At 63.5% G+C, this 14391-nt stretch carries 14 protein-coding genes and 1 riboswitch; of the genes, 1 reads left to right on the top strand and 13 read right to left on the bottom strand.

Annotation, left to right across the window (positions count from 1 at the left end):
• Nucleotides 1-43: 43 nt before the first annotated feature.
• Nucleotides 44-1201 (top strand): hypothetical protein, encoded by a 1158-nt coding sequence (locus ACQ4WM_RS18630; RefSeq protein ID WP_436548142.1) that lies wholly within the window; start codon nucleotides 44-46, stop codon nucleotides 1199-1201.
• Between the two features lie 3 nt (nucleotides 1202-1204).
• Here the strand turns inward: ACQ4WM_RS18630 and ACQ4WM_RS18635 are convergent, their stop codons facing one another.
• The 13 genes from ACQ4WM_RS18635 to cobT form a co-directional block, all read right to left on the bottom strand.
• Complete coding sequence (locus ACQ4WM_RS18635; RefSeq protein ID WP_436548143.1) at nucleotides 1205-2659, bottom strand: cobyric acid synthase; 1455 nt, start codon at nucleotides 2657-2659, stop codon at nucleotides 1205-1207.
• Nucleotides 2656-3453, bottom strand: coding sequence for an ABC transporter substrate-binding protein (locus tag ACQ4WM_RS18640; protein ID WP_436548144.1), 798 nt, complete (start codon nucleotides 3451-3453; stop codon nucleotides 2656-2658). The genes ACQ4WM_RS18635 and ACQ4WM_RS18640 overlap by 4 nt, the downstream gene beginning before the upstream one ends.
• Nucleotides 3450-4358, bottom strand: coding sequence for a cobalamin-binding protein (locus tag ACQ4WM_RS18645; protein ID WP_436548145.1), 909 nt, complete (start codon nucleotides 4356-4358; stop codon nucleotides 3450-3452). Before ACQ4WM_RS18645 ends, ACQ4WM_RS18640 begins: the two co-directional genes overlap by 4 nt.
• Complete coding sequence (cobD, locus tag ACQ4WM_RS18650; RefSeq protein ID WP_436548164.1) at nucleotides 4355-5347, bottom strand: threonine-phosphate decarboxylase CobD; 993 nt, start codon at nucleotides 5345-5347, stop codon at nucleotides 4355-4357. Before cobD ends, ACQ4WM_RS18645 begins: the two co-directional genes overlap by 4 nt.
• Nucleotides 5340-6293, bottom strand: a complete 954-nt coding sequence (cbiB, locus tag ACQ4WM_RS18655; protein WP_436548146.1) for an adenosylcobinamide-phosphate synthase CbiB — start codon at nucleotides 6291-6293, stop codon at nucleotides 5340-5342. The genes cobD and cbiB overlap by 8 nt, the downstream gene beginning before the upstream one ends.
• Entirely contained in the window at nucleotides 6287-6853 is a 567-nt protein-coding gene (gene cobU, locus ACQ4WM_RS18660) for a bifunctional adenosylcobinamide kinase/adenosylcobinamide-phosphate guanylyltransferase (protein WP_436548147.1), read from the bottom strand. The genes cbiB and cobU overlap by 7 nt, the downstream gene beginning before the upstream one ends.
• A 7-nt stretch (nucleotides 6854-6860) precedes the next feature.
• A complete protein-coding gene (gene cobO / locus ACQ4WM_RS18665; protein WP_436548148.1) occupies nucleotides 6861-7493 on the bottom strand; it encodes a cob(I)yrinic acid a,c-diamide adenosyltransferase in 633 nt (210 codons plus the stop codon).
• A gap of 1 nt (nucleotide 7494) precedes the next feature.
• Nucleotides 7495-8262, bottom strand: a complete 768-nt coding sequence (locus ACQ4WM_RS18670; protein ID WP_436548149.1) for an ABC transporter ATP-binding protein — start codon at nucleotides 8260-8262, stop codon at nucleotides 7495-7497.
• Between the two features lie 7 nt (nucleotides 8263-8269).
• A complete protein-coding gene (locus tag ACQ4WM_RS18675; protein WP_436548150.1) occupies nucleotides 8270-9295 on the bottom strand; it encodes a FecCD family ABC transporter permease in 1026 nt (341 codons plus the stop codon).
• An 86-nt stretch (nucleotides 9296-9381) separates the two neighbouring features.
• The gene (locus tag ACQ4WM_RS18680) at nucleotides 9382-11253 is read right to left on the bottom strand and encodes a TonB-dependent receptor domain-containing protein (RefSeq protein WP_436548151.1); all 1872 of its coding nucleotides are present in this window, start codon (nucleotides 11251-11253) and stop codon (nucleotides 9382-9384) included.
• A 135-nt stretch (nucleotides 11254-11388) separates the two neighbouring features.
• A riboswitch (cobalamin riboswitch) is annotated at nucleotides 11389-11622 on the bottom strand.
• Nucleotides 11623-11639: 17 nt separating this feature from the next.
• Nucleotides 11640-12221: a histidine phosphatase family protein gene (locus tag ACQ4WM_RS18685; protein ID WP_436548152.1), complete on the bottom strand. Its 582-nt coding sequence runs from the start codon at nucleotides 12219-12221 to the stop codon at nucleotides 11640-11642.
• A 3-nt stretch (nucleotides 12222-12224) separates the two neighbouring features.
• Nucleotides 12225-13010, bottom strand: a complete 786-nt coding sequence (locus tag ACQ4WM_RS18690) for an adenosylcobinamide-GDP ribazoletransferase (RefSeq protein WP_436548153.1) — start codon at nucleotides 13008-13010, stop codon at nucleotides 12225-12227.
• Between the two features lie 2 nt (nucleotides 13011-13012).
• Nucleotides 13013-14050, bottom strand: coding sequence for a nicotinate-nucleotide--dimethylbenzimidazole phosphoribosyltransferase (cobT, locus tag ACQ4WM_RS18695; protein ID WP_436548154.1), 1038 nt, complete (start codon nucleotides 14048-14050; stop codon nucleotides 13013-13015).
• Nucleotides 14051-14391: the final 341 nt, after the last annotated feature.

Genomic DNA, 14391 nt, shown 5'->3' on the forward strand with positions numbered 1-14391 from the left:
GCGGCCACTACCTGTCGCATCATCCATTTCCAGGAAAACCACCATGAAAAATGCTCTCTCCATCGTCCTGCTGGGCGCTGCCCTGACCGCTTGCGGCGGCAGCGATAACGACAATACGCCGGCCGTGCCCGTCACGCCACCGGTGGTCGTGACGCCACCGGTCACGCCGGTTACAGACCCCGTGACGGTGGCTTCGCAGGCGGTTGCCGCTCAGGCTGGCCTGGCCGTGATCGCTGGCGCCAGCGCCGACGAGACGGTGTACGACGTTGCCGCCGATATTGGCGACACCTGGCGCATTACCTTCGACAATGCCAAGAAAACCTTCAGCGTGAAGGTGCTGTCGACGCAGTTCGGCCTGGTCGACCGCAGCGGCAGCTATACCGCCGTCACCACCGGCAACCTCACCACCTACACCGGCACGGACCTGAACCTCACCGTCGACGCGCGCACGCGCTTGCTGACGGGAACGATCAAATTGGGCAATACGAGCGCGAACGTCAGCGGCACTGGCTACGCCGCCACGGACGTGTCCAAGCTTGTTGGTAATTATATTTTCCTCGGCGCCATGCGCAACGCCTCGAACGGGGCCTTTCCTTTCAATCCCAAAGGCAGCTTGAGAGTGGCGGCCGACGGCAGCGCGCAACTGTGCAATGGCGGCGTGTTCAATGCGCAAGGTGCATGCACGGCCGTGTCGCCGCAGCTGGAAGCGGAAAACGCCAGCCTGACCCTGGTGCGCGACGCGGCGCGTGGCCTGATCATCGCCCGCCAGGGCCAGCAGGATTTCGGCATCGTCCACGTGCATGCGGGCGACCGCGGGCTGGCGCTGTTTATCGACCGCTACGGCCGCAACCAGGAAAACGTGCTGCGCGTGGGCACCATCGTCGCCGCCAGGCAGCAGAAGATCGGCACCGAGATCGCTGGTAGCTACGCCTGCGCGGCGCCGGGCATCAGCGCGAAAATCGTGGTGGCCGGCAGCACCGCCACCATCACCAACAACACCGTCGGCAAGACGCATGCTGAGACCATCACCATCAACAAGCTGGGCCTCGGTGTGCAAGCCGTCGACTTTGATGGCATCGCCGTGCTCAAGGACCCGGCCGACGTGCCTGCCGATTACTCGATGTTCATGCCGGTGTCGTCGAGCATGGCGGTGGAGTTTTCGACCGACCGCAGCTACATGGGCACCTGCCTGAAAAACTAGGCATCAGTATTCGAGGCCTTCCAGCGCGGCCAGCAAGGGCATGGCCGCGTCGGCGATACGCTCGAGGCTCGCTTCGCGCAGCGCGCCGGTATCGACCACGTGGCCGGACTCCAGCCCGGCCCAGCGCAGCAGCGCCGAGCAGGCGGCAGGGGTGTCGAACATGCCATGCAAATAGCTGCCCAGGACTTGCCCGTCGCCGGACACCGCCCCTTCCGGCCGGCCATCGATCAAGAATGCCGGCTGGGCCAGCGCCGCGCCATGCGACACGCCCAGGTGGATTTCATAGCCGCTCACAGTGGCATCTTTCGCACCTTTGAATGCGCACTGGCCACTGACCTGCAGCAGCCGCTTGTCGGCCGTCAGTTCGGTCGTCATTGCCAGCAAGCCCAGTGCGTCTGACTCGCCGGCCGCACCTTCCACGCCCAGCGGATCGCGCACGCTCTTGCCCAGCATCTGGAAGCCACCGCAGATGCCGATCACCTTGCCGCCGTAGCGCAAATGCTTTGCCAGATAAGCGGGCCAGCCTTGTTGCTGCAGCCATGCCAGGTCGCCGCGCGTGTTCTTGCTGCCGGGCAGTATCACCAGGTCGGCCGGCGGTATAGTCTGGCCCTGCCTGATAAAGCGCAGGTCGACGCCGGGATGGGCGCGCAGTGCGTCGAAATCCGTATGGTTGCTGATGCGCGGCAGCTGCGGCACTACCACCGTAAAGGCGCCGCGCTCGGCCTGCATTGCTTCGACCGCGTCTTCCGCGTCGAGGAACAGGCCCTGCAAATACGGCAGCACCGCCAGCACCGGTTTGCCCGTCTGCTGTTCCAGCCAGTCGACACCCGGCTGCAGCAGCGAAATGTCGCCGCGAAAACGGTTGATCACAAAGCCGACGATGCGCGCGCGTTCGCTGCCAGACAGGCAGGCGAGGGTGCCGATAATGTGCGCGAACACGCCGCCACGGTCGATATCGGCCACCAGTATCACCGGGCAGTCGACCGCTTCCGCAAACCCCATGTTGGCGATATCGCGTGCGCGCAGATTGATCTCGGCCGGGCTGCCCGCGCCTTCGACGATCACCGCCTGGTACTGCTGGCGCAGGCGGCCATACGATTCGAGCACCGCACCCATGGCGATGGTCTTGTATTGCTGGTAGTCGCGCGCGTCCATCTCGGCGCGCACCTTGCCGTGGATGATCACCTGCGCGCCCGTGTTCGACGAGGGTTTCAGCAGCACCGGATTCATGTCGGTATGCGGCGCGATGCCGCAAGCCATGGCCTGCAGTGCCTGCGCGCGGCCGATCTCGCCGCCGTCGCTGGTCACCGCGCTGTTCAGTGCCATGTTCTGCGGCTTGAACGGGGCGACGCTGACACCGCGCCGCTTTATCAGCCGGCACAGGGCGGCGACGATGGTGCTCTTGCCGGCGTCCGAGGTGGTGCCTTGCACCATCAGGGTGTGGAAAGGCAGCGTCATGCTTGCTGTGCCTGCCACAGGGCGACCATGTCGCTGATCTGGCGCAGCCCTTCCGTAATGGCGGCCGGTCCGGGTGACAGAATATCGGGCGACTTGATCTCGAATACCATGCCGTTTTTGACGGCGGGGATGGTGTCCCATTGCGGGCGCGCCGTCAGTTGCAAGGGCTGGAATTTCTTGCCGCACCAGCTGGCGATGATGATGTCGGGCGCGCGCTGCACCACCGCCAACGGGTCGGCGATAATCCGTTCCTTCGCGCCGGGATGGCTTGATAATTCCCGAAATGCATCGACGCCGCCGGCCAGTGCGATCAGCTCCGCCGCCCAGCCGATGCCGCTCATCAAAGGCTCGTTCCACTCTTCAAAGTAGATCACCGGCTTGCGCGTCCACGCTGCAGCGCGTTGCTGCGCGCGGGCGATATCGGCGCGCAGGGCGGCGACCAGGCTGCGGCCAGCTTCTTCGCGTTGCACCAGCGCGGCCAGCACGCTGATCATGCGCAGGATGCCTTCAACCGTGCGCTGGTTGAACTGGTGCACCTCGACGCCGGCCTTGACCAGATCGCGGCAGATATCGGCCTGCATGTCGCAAAAACCGATCACCAGGTCCGGCTGCACGGCCATGATGCGTTCGAGGCTGAACGAGGAAAAACCGCTGATTTTGGTTTTCTCTTCGCGCGCACGCCTTGGGCGCACCGTAAAACCGGAGATGCCGGCGATGGATTCTTCTGCGCCAAGCGCATACAGGGTCTCCACCGCTTCGGTCGACAAACAGGCGATGCGCTGGTAGTGGCTCATTTCACTGACTTTGCCGCTGGAGCCGCGCGGTGCTGGCGTGCCAGTTCGAGCCTTTCGCACATGGCGGCGGCGCCGTCGAACATGCGCGGGCCGGCGCGATTGAGCAAATCGCCATTGAGGCGGAACAGATTGTTGTTGCGCACCGCGCTCAAGGATGGAAAGGCGCGCCACATGGCCAGGCCGCCTTCGCTGTCGGTGTCGCTCTTTTCGCTGGTGGCAAATATCGCTTCCGGATTTTCCTGCAGCACGCCTTCGGCCGTGACGACGGGGGCCACCACCTTCATCGCGCCAAACACATTCTGGCCGCCACACACGCGCATGGCGTCACTGATAATGCTGGCGCCACTGATGGTGTACAGCGGCTTGTCCCACACCTGGTAAAACAGGCGCACGGGCGGACGCTGCGCATATTGCGCCGTCATGCTGGCCAGCTTCGCGCGCAATTGCGCAGCGGCCGGCGCCGCCACTTTTTCCGTGCCCATCAGCTGGCCCAGGCGTTCCATATTGTTGGGGATGTCGGCCAGTTTTTTCGGGTCGCTATGGTAGATCGGCACGTTCAGCTGGCGCAGCATGGCGATCTGGCGCTCGGCGCTGCCATGCATCCAGATCACGATCAGGTCCGGTTTCATGGCGATAATGCGCTCCATGTCGTACTGGCGATTGTCGCCCACGTTGGCGATCTTTTTTGCCGCTTCCGGATAGTCGCTGTAGCTGACCACGCCAACGATTTTCTCGCCGCCGCCGGCCGCGAACAGCAGTTCGGTAATATGCGGCGCCAGCGCCAGGATGCGCTGCGCAGGTTTGGCGACAGTGACGGCATTGCCGTCGTCGTCGCGCACGGTAATGGCGCCGTGGGCGGGCAAAGCGACCAGCGTGGCCAGCAGCGTTATCGTCAGGTGTTTCATGTGTTTTCCTTGTTCCATGCAGTCAGGGCCTGTGCAAGGTGCTGCCAGGCGCGTTCATCGGGCGGCAATCCCAGGCGTATGCCGCGCGCCGCATGGCGGAACAGCCGCACCCAGATGCCGCGTTCGGCCATATGGCGGTGAAAGTCGTCGGCTTGCTGCTCAGGCCACCATTGAAACAGCGCGCAGCCAGCACTGGCGATGCAATGTGACGCCAGCAACCGGCGCAATCGATCCCCCTCGTTTTGCAAGCGCGCGCGCATAGCCTGTTGCCAGCCGGTATCGTACAAGGCCGCCAGTGCCACCTGCTGCGCCGGGCCGCTGACGGTCCATGGACCCAGCATCGCGGCCAGCTCGGCCAGCAGCGCGGGATGCGCTGCCACAAAGCCCAGGCGCAAGCCCGCCAGGCCAAAGAACTTGCCCACCGAGCGCAGTACGATCAGGCCGGCCTGGCCGGTATGGGCGCCGAGGCTGTTCGCATCCTCGGTGTCGCCAAACGCTTCATCGACCACCAGCCAGCCGCCACGTGCCGCCAGTTTTTCAGCCCACGCCAGCAACTGTGCGGGCGCGATGCGTGCACCGGTCGGGTTGTTCGGATTGCACACTACCAGCACGTCGCACTGATCGACTGCGTCGTTCAGTTCCGTGTAGGGAACTTGCCGCAACTGGTGGCCATGCTGGCCCCAGTGGTGCGCGTGTTCCGCATACGACGGTGCGGCGACCACCACGCGGCCAGGCGCGCGCAGCCGTGGCAGGGCCTGGATGGCCGCCTGCGTGCCGGCCACCGGCAGCATGGCCGGTGCGCCGTAATATGCACACGCGGCATCGAGCAGCGCGGGGTCGGCTTCGGGCAAGCGGTGCCACGCAGTCGGAGCGGTAGCGGGTACCGGATACCAGTGCGGATTGATACCGGTCGACAGGTCGATCCACTGCTCCAGCGGCCGGCCGTGAAAGCGTGCGGCGTCGCGCAGATTGCCGCCATGTTCAAGCAACATGGCGTCCTCGCAGATAAAACAGCGCGGCGATCAAGCTTGCCCAGATCAGCCACAACACGGTGGTCTCCATCACCAGGCGCCAGGCGCGGTCGATATCGTGTGCGGCCGCCGGTCGGCCACTGCCCAGCGGTGGGCGCCGTTCCAGTTCGCCATCGTAGACGGCGTCGCCGCCCAGGGCCAGGCCCAGGGCGCCTGCGCCGCTGGCCATTACCGGGCCTGCGTTCGGGCTGCCCCAGCTGGGTGCTTGGGTGCGCCAGCAATGCCAGGCGCGTTTTTTATCGGCCATGGTTTTGCCCAGCATAACGTAGGACAGCGCCGTCAGGCGCGCCGGCAGGTAATTGAGCACATCGTCGATGCGCGCGGCGCAGCAGCCGAACCAGTCGTAGCGCGGCGTGCGGTAGCCCCACATGGCATCGAGCGTATTGGCCAGACGGAAAAACACGGCGCCGGGTCCGCCAGCGACGGCAAACCAGAACAGAGTGCCGAATACGGCGTCGTTGCCGTTTTCCAGCAAGGACTCGGTGCTGGCCTTGGCCAGGCTGGCAGCGTCGGCATGTTCGGTGTCGCGGCTGACTATGCACGCCGTCAGCCGGCGTGCGCTATCGAGGTCGCCGGCGGCCAGCGCATCGGCGATCGGCTGGTTATGGTCGCGCAGGCTGCGCAGCCCCAGGCACAGGTACAGCAAAAAAACATGCAGTGCTGCGCCGGCCAGACCACAGAGCCAGACCGTAATCAGCGTGATCGGCAGCACGGCCAGCAGCCAGCCGACAAGCCCGCGCAGGAAGCGTGCGCGGCCCCGGTTCAGCAGGCGTTCGATGGCACTGGCCAGTCTGCCAAAGCCGACCAGCGGGTGCCAGCGCCGCGTTTCGCCCAACAGCAGGTCGAGCAGCACGCCGGCCGTCAGCAGGCCGGCCAGCATGGGCAGCGAAAAGCTGCTCAGCATGGGCCGCCTTTCAGCACCAGCGGCAGGCCGGCGGCGACCAGCACGGCGCGCTGGCAGACGGCCGCCACCGCTTGATTCAGGCGTCCCGCCTCATCGGTAAAGCAGCGCGAAACGGCGCCATACGGCACGATGCCCATGCCGACTTCATTCGACACCAGCACAATGTCGCATTCGCCATGTTCCAGTTCGGCCAGCGCAGTGAGAAAATGCGCGCGCTCGCTGTGGAACAATTCAGGCAGCACGATAGCGCCCACGTCCGGATAGCTTTCGCCGGACGAAAACATCAGATTGCTCAGCCACAGGGTCAGGCAGTCGACCAGCAGCAGCCGGCCTGGCCGGGCATGCGCCAGCAGGGCCGCACCGAGGTGCAGCGGCTCTTCCACGGTTGGCCATTCGGCTGGCCGCTGGGCGCGATGATGCGCAATGCGGCTGGCCATTTCGCCGTCGCCGGCCTGCGCGGTGGCGAGATACACCACTTCCTTACCCGAGTCGCGGGCCAGTTGTTCGGCGTATGCGCTCTTGCCCGAGCGCGCACCGCCAAAGACCAGCGTCTGTGTCATGCGTGCTTCACCATTCCGTTCCGGCTTGCGCACCGATGCCGGCCGCATACGCATGCTTGATCACTGTCATGTCGGTGACCGTGTCGGCAATTGCGATCAGTTCATCGGGCGCGCCGCGGCCGGTGATGACCACGTGCTGCATGGCGGGGCGCTCGAGCAGGTCGGCGATCACCTTGTGCACGTCAAGATAGTTGTACTTGAGGGCGATATTGAGTTCATCGAACAGCACCAGGCCATAGCTGGGGTCGGACAAAAAGATTTTCGCCTGCTCCCACGCCAGTTCTGCTTTTTCGATATCGCGTTCGCGATCCTGGGTTTCCCAGGTATAGCCTTCGCCCATCGCATGGAAGCTGATTTCGTCGGGAAAGCGGCGCAGGAATTTTTCTTCGCCGGTCGACATCGCGCCCTTGATGAACTGCACCACGCCCACCTTCATGCCGTGTCCCATGGCGCGGATCGCCATGCCGAAACCGCTCGAACTCTTGCCCTTGCCATTGCCGGTGTTGACGATAATGATGCCGATTTCCTTGTCGGCCTTGGCGATCGCCGCGTCGATAATGGCTTTTTTGCGCTCCATGCGCACGCGATGGCGCTGGTTGATCGCTGCGGTCTCGGCGTCGATTTGTTTGTTATCGTTCATGTCAGTCCTCTTTCGGTATGAATATCTTGCGTTTGCCGTGTTCGATGATCTCGATCGGGTGGCCCAGGTAGTCGCCCAGGATGGATGCCTGCATCACCTCAGCGACCGGACCGGCGCGCCATTCGCCGTCGCCCATCAGCAGCAGCGCATGGCTCGATATGCTGTGCGCCAGGTTCAGGTCATGGCCCACCATCACCACGGTTTTGTGCTGTTCGCGGCACAGGCGCGACAACAAGCCCATTACGCTGACCTGGTGTGCCAGGTCCAGCGCATTGGCCGGTTCGTCCAGCAACAGGATCGGCGTGTCCTGCGCCAGCATGGCGGCGATTGCCACGCGCTGGCGCTCGCCGCCGGACAGGCTGCGCACGTCGCGTTCGGCCAGGTGTTCCACTTCCATCGCCGCCAGTGACACGAGCGCAACATGCTGGTCGTCGCTGCCTTCCCAGTAGCGATTGTCGTGATACGGATGGCGCGCCGACAGCACGGTTTCGATCACGCGATACGAAAACGCATCATGGCGCGCCTGTGCCAGAAAAGCGCGTGCGCGCGCCAGCTCCGTCAGCGGCCACTCGGTCAGCGCGCGGCCCTGCACCGTGACATGGCCCGCATCGGGTTCGCGCAGGCCGGCCAGGGTGCGCAGCAAGGTGCTTTTGCCGGCGCCGTTGCGCCCGATAATGCTCCAGCATTCGCCTTTGCCGATATGCCAGTTCAGGTTTTCCAGCAAGGTGCAGCTGCCGGCCTTCAGGCCCAGTTGGTAGGTGCGTATCATCAATGCCTCATTTGCGGCGCAGCCGGTGCAACTGGTACAGGAACACGGGGGCGCCGATCAGCGCCGTGACCACGCCGACTGGCAGTTGCAAGGGGGCCAGCACGGTGCGTGCCACGGTGTCGGCCAGTACCAGGAAAGTGCCGCCGGCCAGCGCCGCTGCGGGTATCAGCAGGCGGTGATCGGGGCCGCAGGCAAAACGCAGCGCGTGCGGCACGATCAGGCCGACAAAACCCACGCTGCCGGCACTGGTGACGGCGCTCGCCGTCAGCAGCGCGGAACAGAAAAACAGGCCCTTGCGCAGCGCGCCCACGCGCACGCCCAGCGTACCCGCCGCTTCCGCATGCAGCGCCATCATATTGAGCGAACGGGCGCAGCGCAGCGCAAACACCATGGCGCCGGCCAGTACCAGCCACGGCATCAAACGCGCCGGCGCACCGGACAAATCACCGATCATCCAGAACACCATATTGCGCAAGCGGCTTTCGGGCGCGATCGACAGCATCAGGGAAACCAGGGCCATGCTGGCCGACGACAAAATCACGCCCGTCAGCAGCAGCATCGACGCGCCGCCTTCGGCCGCCGTGCCGGCGCGCAGGTCGCGCCGGGCAAACAGATACAGCAGCAGGGAGACGCCGACGGCGCCGGCAAACGCCGATGCATCGACTATCCACAGGGAACACATGAACAGCAGCGCGGCCAGCGCGCCGACGGAAGCGCCGGCGGACAGGCCCAGTACATACGGGTCGGCCAGGGGATTGCGCAGCAGCGCCTGCATCATCACGCCGGCCAGCGACAGCGCCGCGCCCGTGACAAAGGCGGTCAGCGCGCGGCCAAGGCGCAAATCGAGCAGGGTGGCGGCAAGGGTGTCGTTGTGGCCCCGGATAACATGCAACAGGGCGGACGGCAGGTCGGCGAGCGGAATCGCGATCGAACCGGTCATGCCGGAGAAAACCAGGCTGGCAACCGCGCCCACGATCAAGGTCGCGAGGATCACCGTCGCACGGTGGCGCATATTGCGGAAAAATGGGTGCATTGACTGCCTTAGAAGCGGAGACTGCAGAACTGCACTGCGGGCGATGGCACCAGGGCCACCGCTCGCAGCTTACCTCAGCGAGGTGTTTATTTCATGCCGTAGCGTACGCCGACGAAGAATTTGGAACCCGGGGTCGCATAGAAGCGCGCCAGTTCGTAGTCCTTGCCAGCGATATTGTTCCAGCGTGCCAGTACCGACCAGTCAGGATTGAACTGGTAGGTGGCGTACAGGTTGACCAGGCCATAGCCGCCCAGGGTGGTGGTGTTGGCGGCGTTTTCAAAACGCTTGCCCGACAGCTGCCACTCGGCGCCGGTGTTCAATGCGTCCAGGCTGTAGTCTGCGGCGAAGCTGGCGTGACGCTTGGCGCGGCGTACCAGTTGCTTGTCACGGGTTTCATCGCGTGGGTCTTGCAGGTCGATGTTGGCTTGTACATTGAAGTCACCGAATTTGCGCGAACCGGCGATCGTCAGGCCTTCCAGCAGCGCCTTGTTGACGTTGTAGGCGCAACCGAAGGTGCCGGTGAAGGTCGGATCCGGGCAAGGCGTGGTGTTGACCAGCAGGTCGGTGATCTTGTTGTGGTAGTAGCTGGCGCTCAGTTTCGAGACACCGTCGTCATAGCGCAGACCCAGTTCGGCGTTGCGGCCGCGTTCCGGCTGGTTGGTCGCCAGGCCGTAGCCCGGGTAGTACAGTTCGTTGAAGGTAGGCGCGCGGAAGCTGGTGCCGTAGCTGGCGTTAGCGCGCAGGGCATTCGTGAAGCGGTAGCCATAGGCGATGCTGCCGGTATTGTGGTTGCCGAAGGCCGAGCTGTCGTCGCGGCGCCCGCTGATGCTCAGCAGGTTCTGGCCGCGCACCAGGTTGTACGAAGCGGCGAATGACTTGGTGTTGCGCGAGCCCGTCACTTCCGGCGTGCTGCTCGACGTCACGTCTTCATCGCGGTAGCTGGCCAGCAGTTGCAGATTGTCGCGGCCGAAGCGAATGTCATTCTGCCAGGTCAGGTCGGTCTGCTTGGTGTCGATCTGGCTCTTGCCCCACGATTCGGCGGCACTGTCGTCGCCCGACTTGTCGCGCGCTTCCGCGTAGCGCAGTTCGCTGGTCCAGTTTGGCAGGAACTCGTTGCGGGTGAACACCGAGATGTTTTCCAGCTTCTGGTTGCTGCGCGCGTCGTAATCAGGGCCGGCGTCGTATTGCGATTCCAGTTTGCTGTTCAGGAATGCCAGGCCCACCTGGTGGCCCTTGGCCATCTGGTAGCCGATCTGGCCGCTGACGTTTTCCTTGTCGTAGCCATCCTTGTCGGGATTGTAGGTGAACGACGACGCACCTGGTTTCGAGGCCGAATAGCCATCGGACTTTTCTTTGCTTGCTGCCAGCGAGTAGCTGAAGCTGTTGTAGCCGCCGGTGGCGCCCGACACCTGTGCTTCGGCTTGGCGCGTGTTGTTGCTGCCGTAGCCGGCCGCAGCGGAGAAACGTGCAGGGCCTTCGCCTTTTTTGGTAAAGATCTGGATCACGCCGCCCATGGCGTCGGCACCGTACATGGTGCTCAGCGGGCCGTAAACGATTTCAATATGGTCGATGCTCGACAGGGGCAGGGCGCTCCAGTTGGCCGCGCCAAGGGTGGACGAGCCGATGCGCACGCCGTCGACCAGCACGATATTCTGGTTGCTGTTGGCGCCGCGGATAAAGACCGATGCCGAGGTGCCCGGGCCGCCGTTGCGCGCCACTTCGATGCCGCGCTGTTTTTGCAGCAGGTCGACCACCGAGCTGGCGCCCGAACGTGCGATATCTTCCGAGCTGATGGTTTGCGTGTCGCTCAGCACTTCGCTCAGGTGTTGCGGATAGCGGTTGGCGGTAACGACGACCGGGTCAAAGGTATCGGCGGTGGCTTGTGCAAAAGCGGAAGGCGCAGCAATGGCTAGCGCGAGCGACGTCAGGGCCGCGTGGCGGGATACAGCAAGGGTCATGATAATTTTCAGTAAGTAAGGAGCAACCAGCCGACTTCCCCGTGGGCCAGATTGAACAGAAGTACGGAACTGAGGATGACGATCGAAGGCGGCCTGATTGACTGGCCAGCCGGATACGCGAACATCCCCGTTCACACACTTCCACCTGTTCTGGCCGGTATCCGGGCTGCAAGCGAGGCTGTCCTACCTTCCCATGCCGTCATGGCACAGTGGTTGTCAGGGGCAGCTTGTCGGGCGCTTTCGAGTCGAAAGCGGCGACACTTGTTTACCGTTGCGGGGGCAGCACACGTTGGCCTTGGCTCGGCATCGTGTTTCCCGTTTAACTGCATTCATGACATGAACGCGGGCACCAAAACCCGGCCATTATACGTGCAGCGGCGCCGGACTCAAACGGCTGGCGTGACTGTTGGTCGCTGAAAATCGAGCGTTACCACGGCACCATAGGCAATTTTGTGTGCACTGGAAGCGGCCAGCAGGGCCGTTTGCTCCAATGGCAGGCCGGCCTGCAAGGCAGACAGCAGGCGGATGGTGCCAGCATGGCAAATGATGATGACTGCTGCGTGTTGTTCGCGCAACAGCTCATCGAGAAACGCTGCAATACGGCTCGCCATGGTCAGCACATTCTCGCCGCCGCCCGGCCGGTAATGCGCCAGATCAAAGGCCCAGGCGTCGATATCGCCGCGTTCGATGTCCTGCCAGGCGCGCAGTTCCCAACTGCCGAAATCCATTTCCATCAGGCGGGCGTCGTGCGTGAGCTGGCTGGCCTGCAGATCGCCTGTCAGCATTGAAGCCAGCGCGGCGCAGCGCGACAAGGGGCTGGTATATAAAGGAGTATTGGTCGGCAGGCTGGCACGCAGGCTGGCGCGTGCCGCCGCCAGAATGTGTGGTGCTACTGCAACATCGCTGCTGCCATAGCAGACACCGTTGGCCACCTCCGGCGCCGGGTGGCGCACCAGTATCAGTTTCATCGCTCAGTAAAACTTCAGGGCAGGCTGGAAGCTCGACAGGAGGGCCAGGTAAATTGCTACCTCCGCCACCTGCTGCACCGCGCCCAGGCAGTCACCGGTATAACCTTGCAGGCGGCGCTGGCATTTGCGTCCCAGGAAGCAGGCACTGGCGGCGGCAGCCAGCACGGCCAGCACCAGTGCGCTCCAGTCGATCACGCCCAGCAGGGCGCATGTCACGGCAGGCAACAGGGCGCAGACGGCGGCGATGGTGAATTCCCTGTTGCTCATCGATTGCGCCATTGGCTTGGACTTGCCTTCGTCGCGTGCATAGTCCATGGTCCAGATCAGCGATACCGCCGCCAGGCGCGACAGTGGATGGGCAATCAGCAGTGCCACCACCACCACCGCCGGCGGCAGCGACACCAGCGCCGCAGCCTTGATGGCCAGCAGGCAGGCAATGCCGATCGCGCCATATGCGCCGATGCGCGAATCCTTCATGATTTCCAGCACCCGCTCGCGCGTGAGGCCGCCGCCGAAGCCGTCGCACATATCGGCAAAGCCGTCTTCATGGAAGGCGCCCGTCAGGTAAATGCCCGCAGCGATGGCCATCAGCACGGCGACATGGGAGGGCAGCAAGCAGCTTGCCGCCATATATAGCGCGCCGCAGACGCCGGCGACCAGCACGCCCACCAGCGGGAAATAGCGCGACGACTGCTGCAGCCATTCGGGCTGGTAGCCGACCCAGCGCGGAACGGGCAGGCGTGTAAAGAACTGCAGCGCGGTAAAGAACAGACGCAGTTGATGCAGCATGATCAGCGTGCTGACTTTTCGCTGACCTGGGCCGAGCCGAAGGTGGCCATCTGCGCCAGGAAATTGACGGCGGCATGCAGCAGCGGCATGGCCAGCGCGCTACCCGTGCCTTCACCGAGGCGCAGATCGAGCTGCAGCAGCGGTCGCGCCCCCAGGCTGGTCAGCAGTTGGCGGTGGCCGTTTTCATCGGAGCAGTGCGCGTAGACGCAATAATCGAGAATGGCCGGTTGCAGCCGCGCCGCCACCAGCAGCGCGCTGCTGACGATAAAACCGTCGATCAGCAAGACCATGCGCCGTTCGGCTGCCTTCAGCATGGCGCCGGCCATCATGGCGATCTCGAAGCCGCCAAAGGTGGCCAGCACATCGAGAGGTGCCACGGCCACCGTATGTTTGGCCACTGCGGCTTCGATCACGCGTTGCTTGTGCAGGACGCCGTCCGCGGATAATCCTGTACCTGCGCCCACGCACTGCGCCACCGACGTGCCGGTCAGCTTGTGCATCAGCGCGGCGGCGGCGGTCGTGTTGCCGATGCCCATTTCGCCAAAGCCCAGCACATTGCCCGGCAAGGTGTCGACCAGGTCCATGCCGGCCTGCATGGCCGATGCGCATTCCTGCCGCGTCATCGCCGGTTCCTGCGCTAAATTGCGGGTACCCGGGCCTTGCTTCCGGTCCAGCAGGCCATCGCGCGGGCCGAACTCATGCTTGACGCCCGCATCCACTATGTAAAGAGCGCAATTGTTCTGGCGCGCAAACACATTGATGGCAGCGCCATTGCCCAGGAAGTTCTCCACCATCTGCCAGGTCACGTCCTGCGGATAGGCGGAAATGCCTTCGGCGACGACGCCATGGTCGGCGGCAAACACGATAATGGCAGGCTCGGTAATGACTGGCTGCGTGCATTGCTGGATCAGGCCGATCTGGCGCGCCAGGGTTTCCAGGTGCCCCAAACTGCCCAGTGGCTTGGTCTTGTGATTGATGGCGTGGTCGAGTTCGCCTGCCAGGGTGGTGTGGGCGATAGCGGAAATATAAGGAATCAGCATGGGAATGATTGGTTGGGTGAGGCGCGGTTTGCTGGCGCTAAGATAGCACACAGCAATATTTGGCCGCCCTCAAAAAAAGCCCTTGCAGCCGCTTCGGCGGCTGGCTATAATTCGCCCCCTCGCTGAACGATGCATGCAAATGCGGAGCAAAGCAGAAAAAAGATGGTTGACGAAATAGCTGAAACGCTTCATACTCTTCCTTCTTCGCAGCTGACAAACACAATGCTTTGTCGATAGCGCGAAAGTAGCACCGAATACAGTTCTTTAACAATTAACAGTCGATAAGTGTGGGCATTTGATGAAGTGCAGCAGTGATTTTCGGATCGCTGTAAAACTTAAAA

The organism is Janthinobacterium longum, assembly GCF_051380735.1.
Lineage (GTDB): Bacteria > Pseudomonadota > Gammaproteobacteria > Burkholderiales > Burkholderiaceae_D > Janthinobacterium.

Bases quoted from the DNA above. Each gene is read 5' to 3' on its own strand.
- ACQ4WM_RS18630 (WP_436548142.1), top strand. From the start codon at position 44: ATGAAAAATGCTCTCTCCATCGTCCTGCTGGGCGCTGCCCTGACCGCT.
- ACQ4WM_RS18635 (WP_436548143.1), bottom strand. From the start codon at position 2,659: ATGACGCTGCCTTTCCACACCCTGATGGTGCAAGGCACCACCTCGGAC.
- ACQ4WM_RS18640 (WP_436548144.1), bottom strand. From the start codon at position 3,453: ATGAGCCACTACCAGCGCATCGCCTGTTTGTCGACCGAAGCGGTGGAG.
- ACQ4WM_RS18645 (WP_436548145.1), bottom strand. From the start codon at position 4,358: ATGAAACACCTGACGATAACGCTGCTGGCCACGCTGGTCGCTTTGCCC.
- cbiB (WP_436548146.1), bottom strand. From the start codon at position 6,293: ATGCTGAGCAGCTTTTCGCTGCCCATGCTGGCCGGCCTGCTGACGGCC.
- cobU (WP_436548147.1), bottom strand. From the start codon at position 6,853: ATGACACAGACGCTGGTCTTTGGCGGTGCGCGCTCGGGCAAGAGCGCA.
- cobO (WP_436548148.1), bottom strand. From the start codon at position 7,493: ATGAACGATAACAAACAAATCGACGCCGAGACCGCAGCGATCAACCAG.
- ACQ4WM_RS18670 (WP_436548149.1), bottom strand. From the start codon at position 8,262: ATGATACGCACCTACCAACTGGGCCTGAAGGCCGGCAGCTGCACCTTG.
- ACQ4WM_RS18675 (WP_436548150.1), bottom strand. From the start codon at position 9,295: ATGCACCCATTTTTCCGCAATATGCGCCACCGTGCGACGGTGATCCTC.
- ACQ4WM_RS18680 (WP_436548151.1), bottom strand. From the start codon at position 11,253: ATGACCCTTGCTGTATCCCGCCACGCGGCCCTGACGTCGCTCGCGCTA.
- ACQ4WM_RS18685 (WP_436548152.1), bottom strand. From the start codon at position 12,221: ATGAAACTGATACTGGTGCGCCACCCGGCGCCGGAGGTGGCCAACGGT.
- ACQ4WM_RS18690 (WP_436548153.1), bottom strand. From the start codon at position 13,010: ATGCTGCATCAACTGCGTCTGTTCTTTACCGCGCTGCAGTTCTTTACA.
- cobT (WP_436548154.1), bottom strand. From the start codon at position 14,050: ATGCTGATTCCTTATATTTCCGCTATCGCCCACACCACCCTGGCAGGC.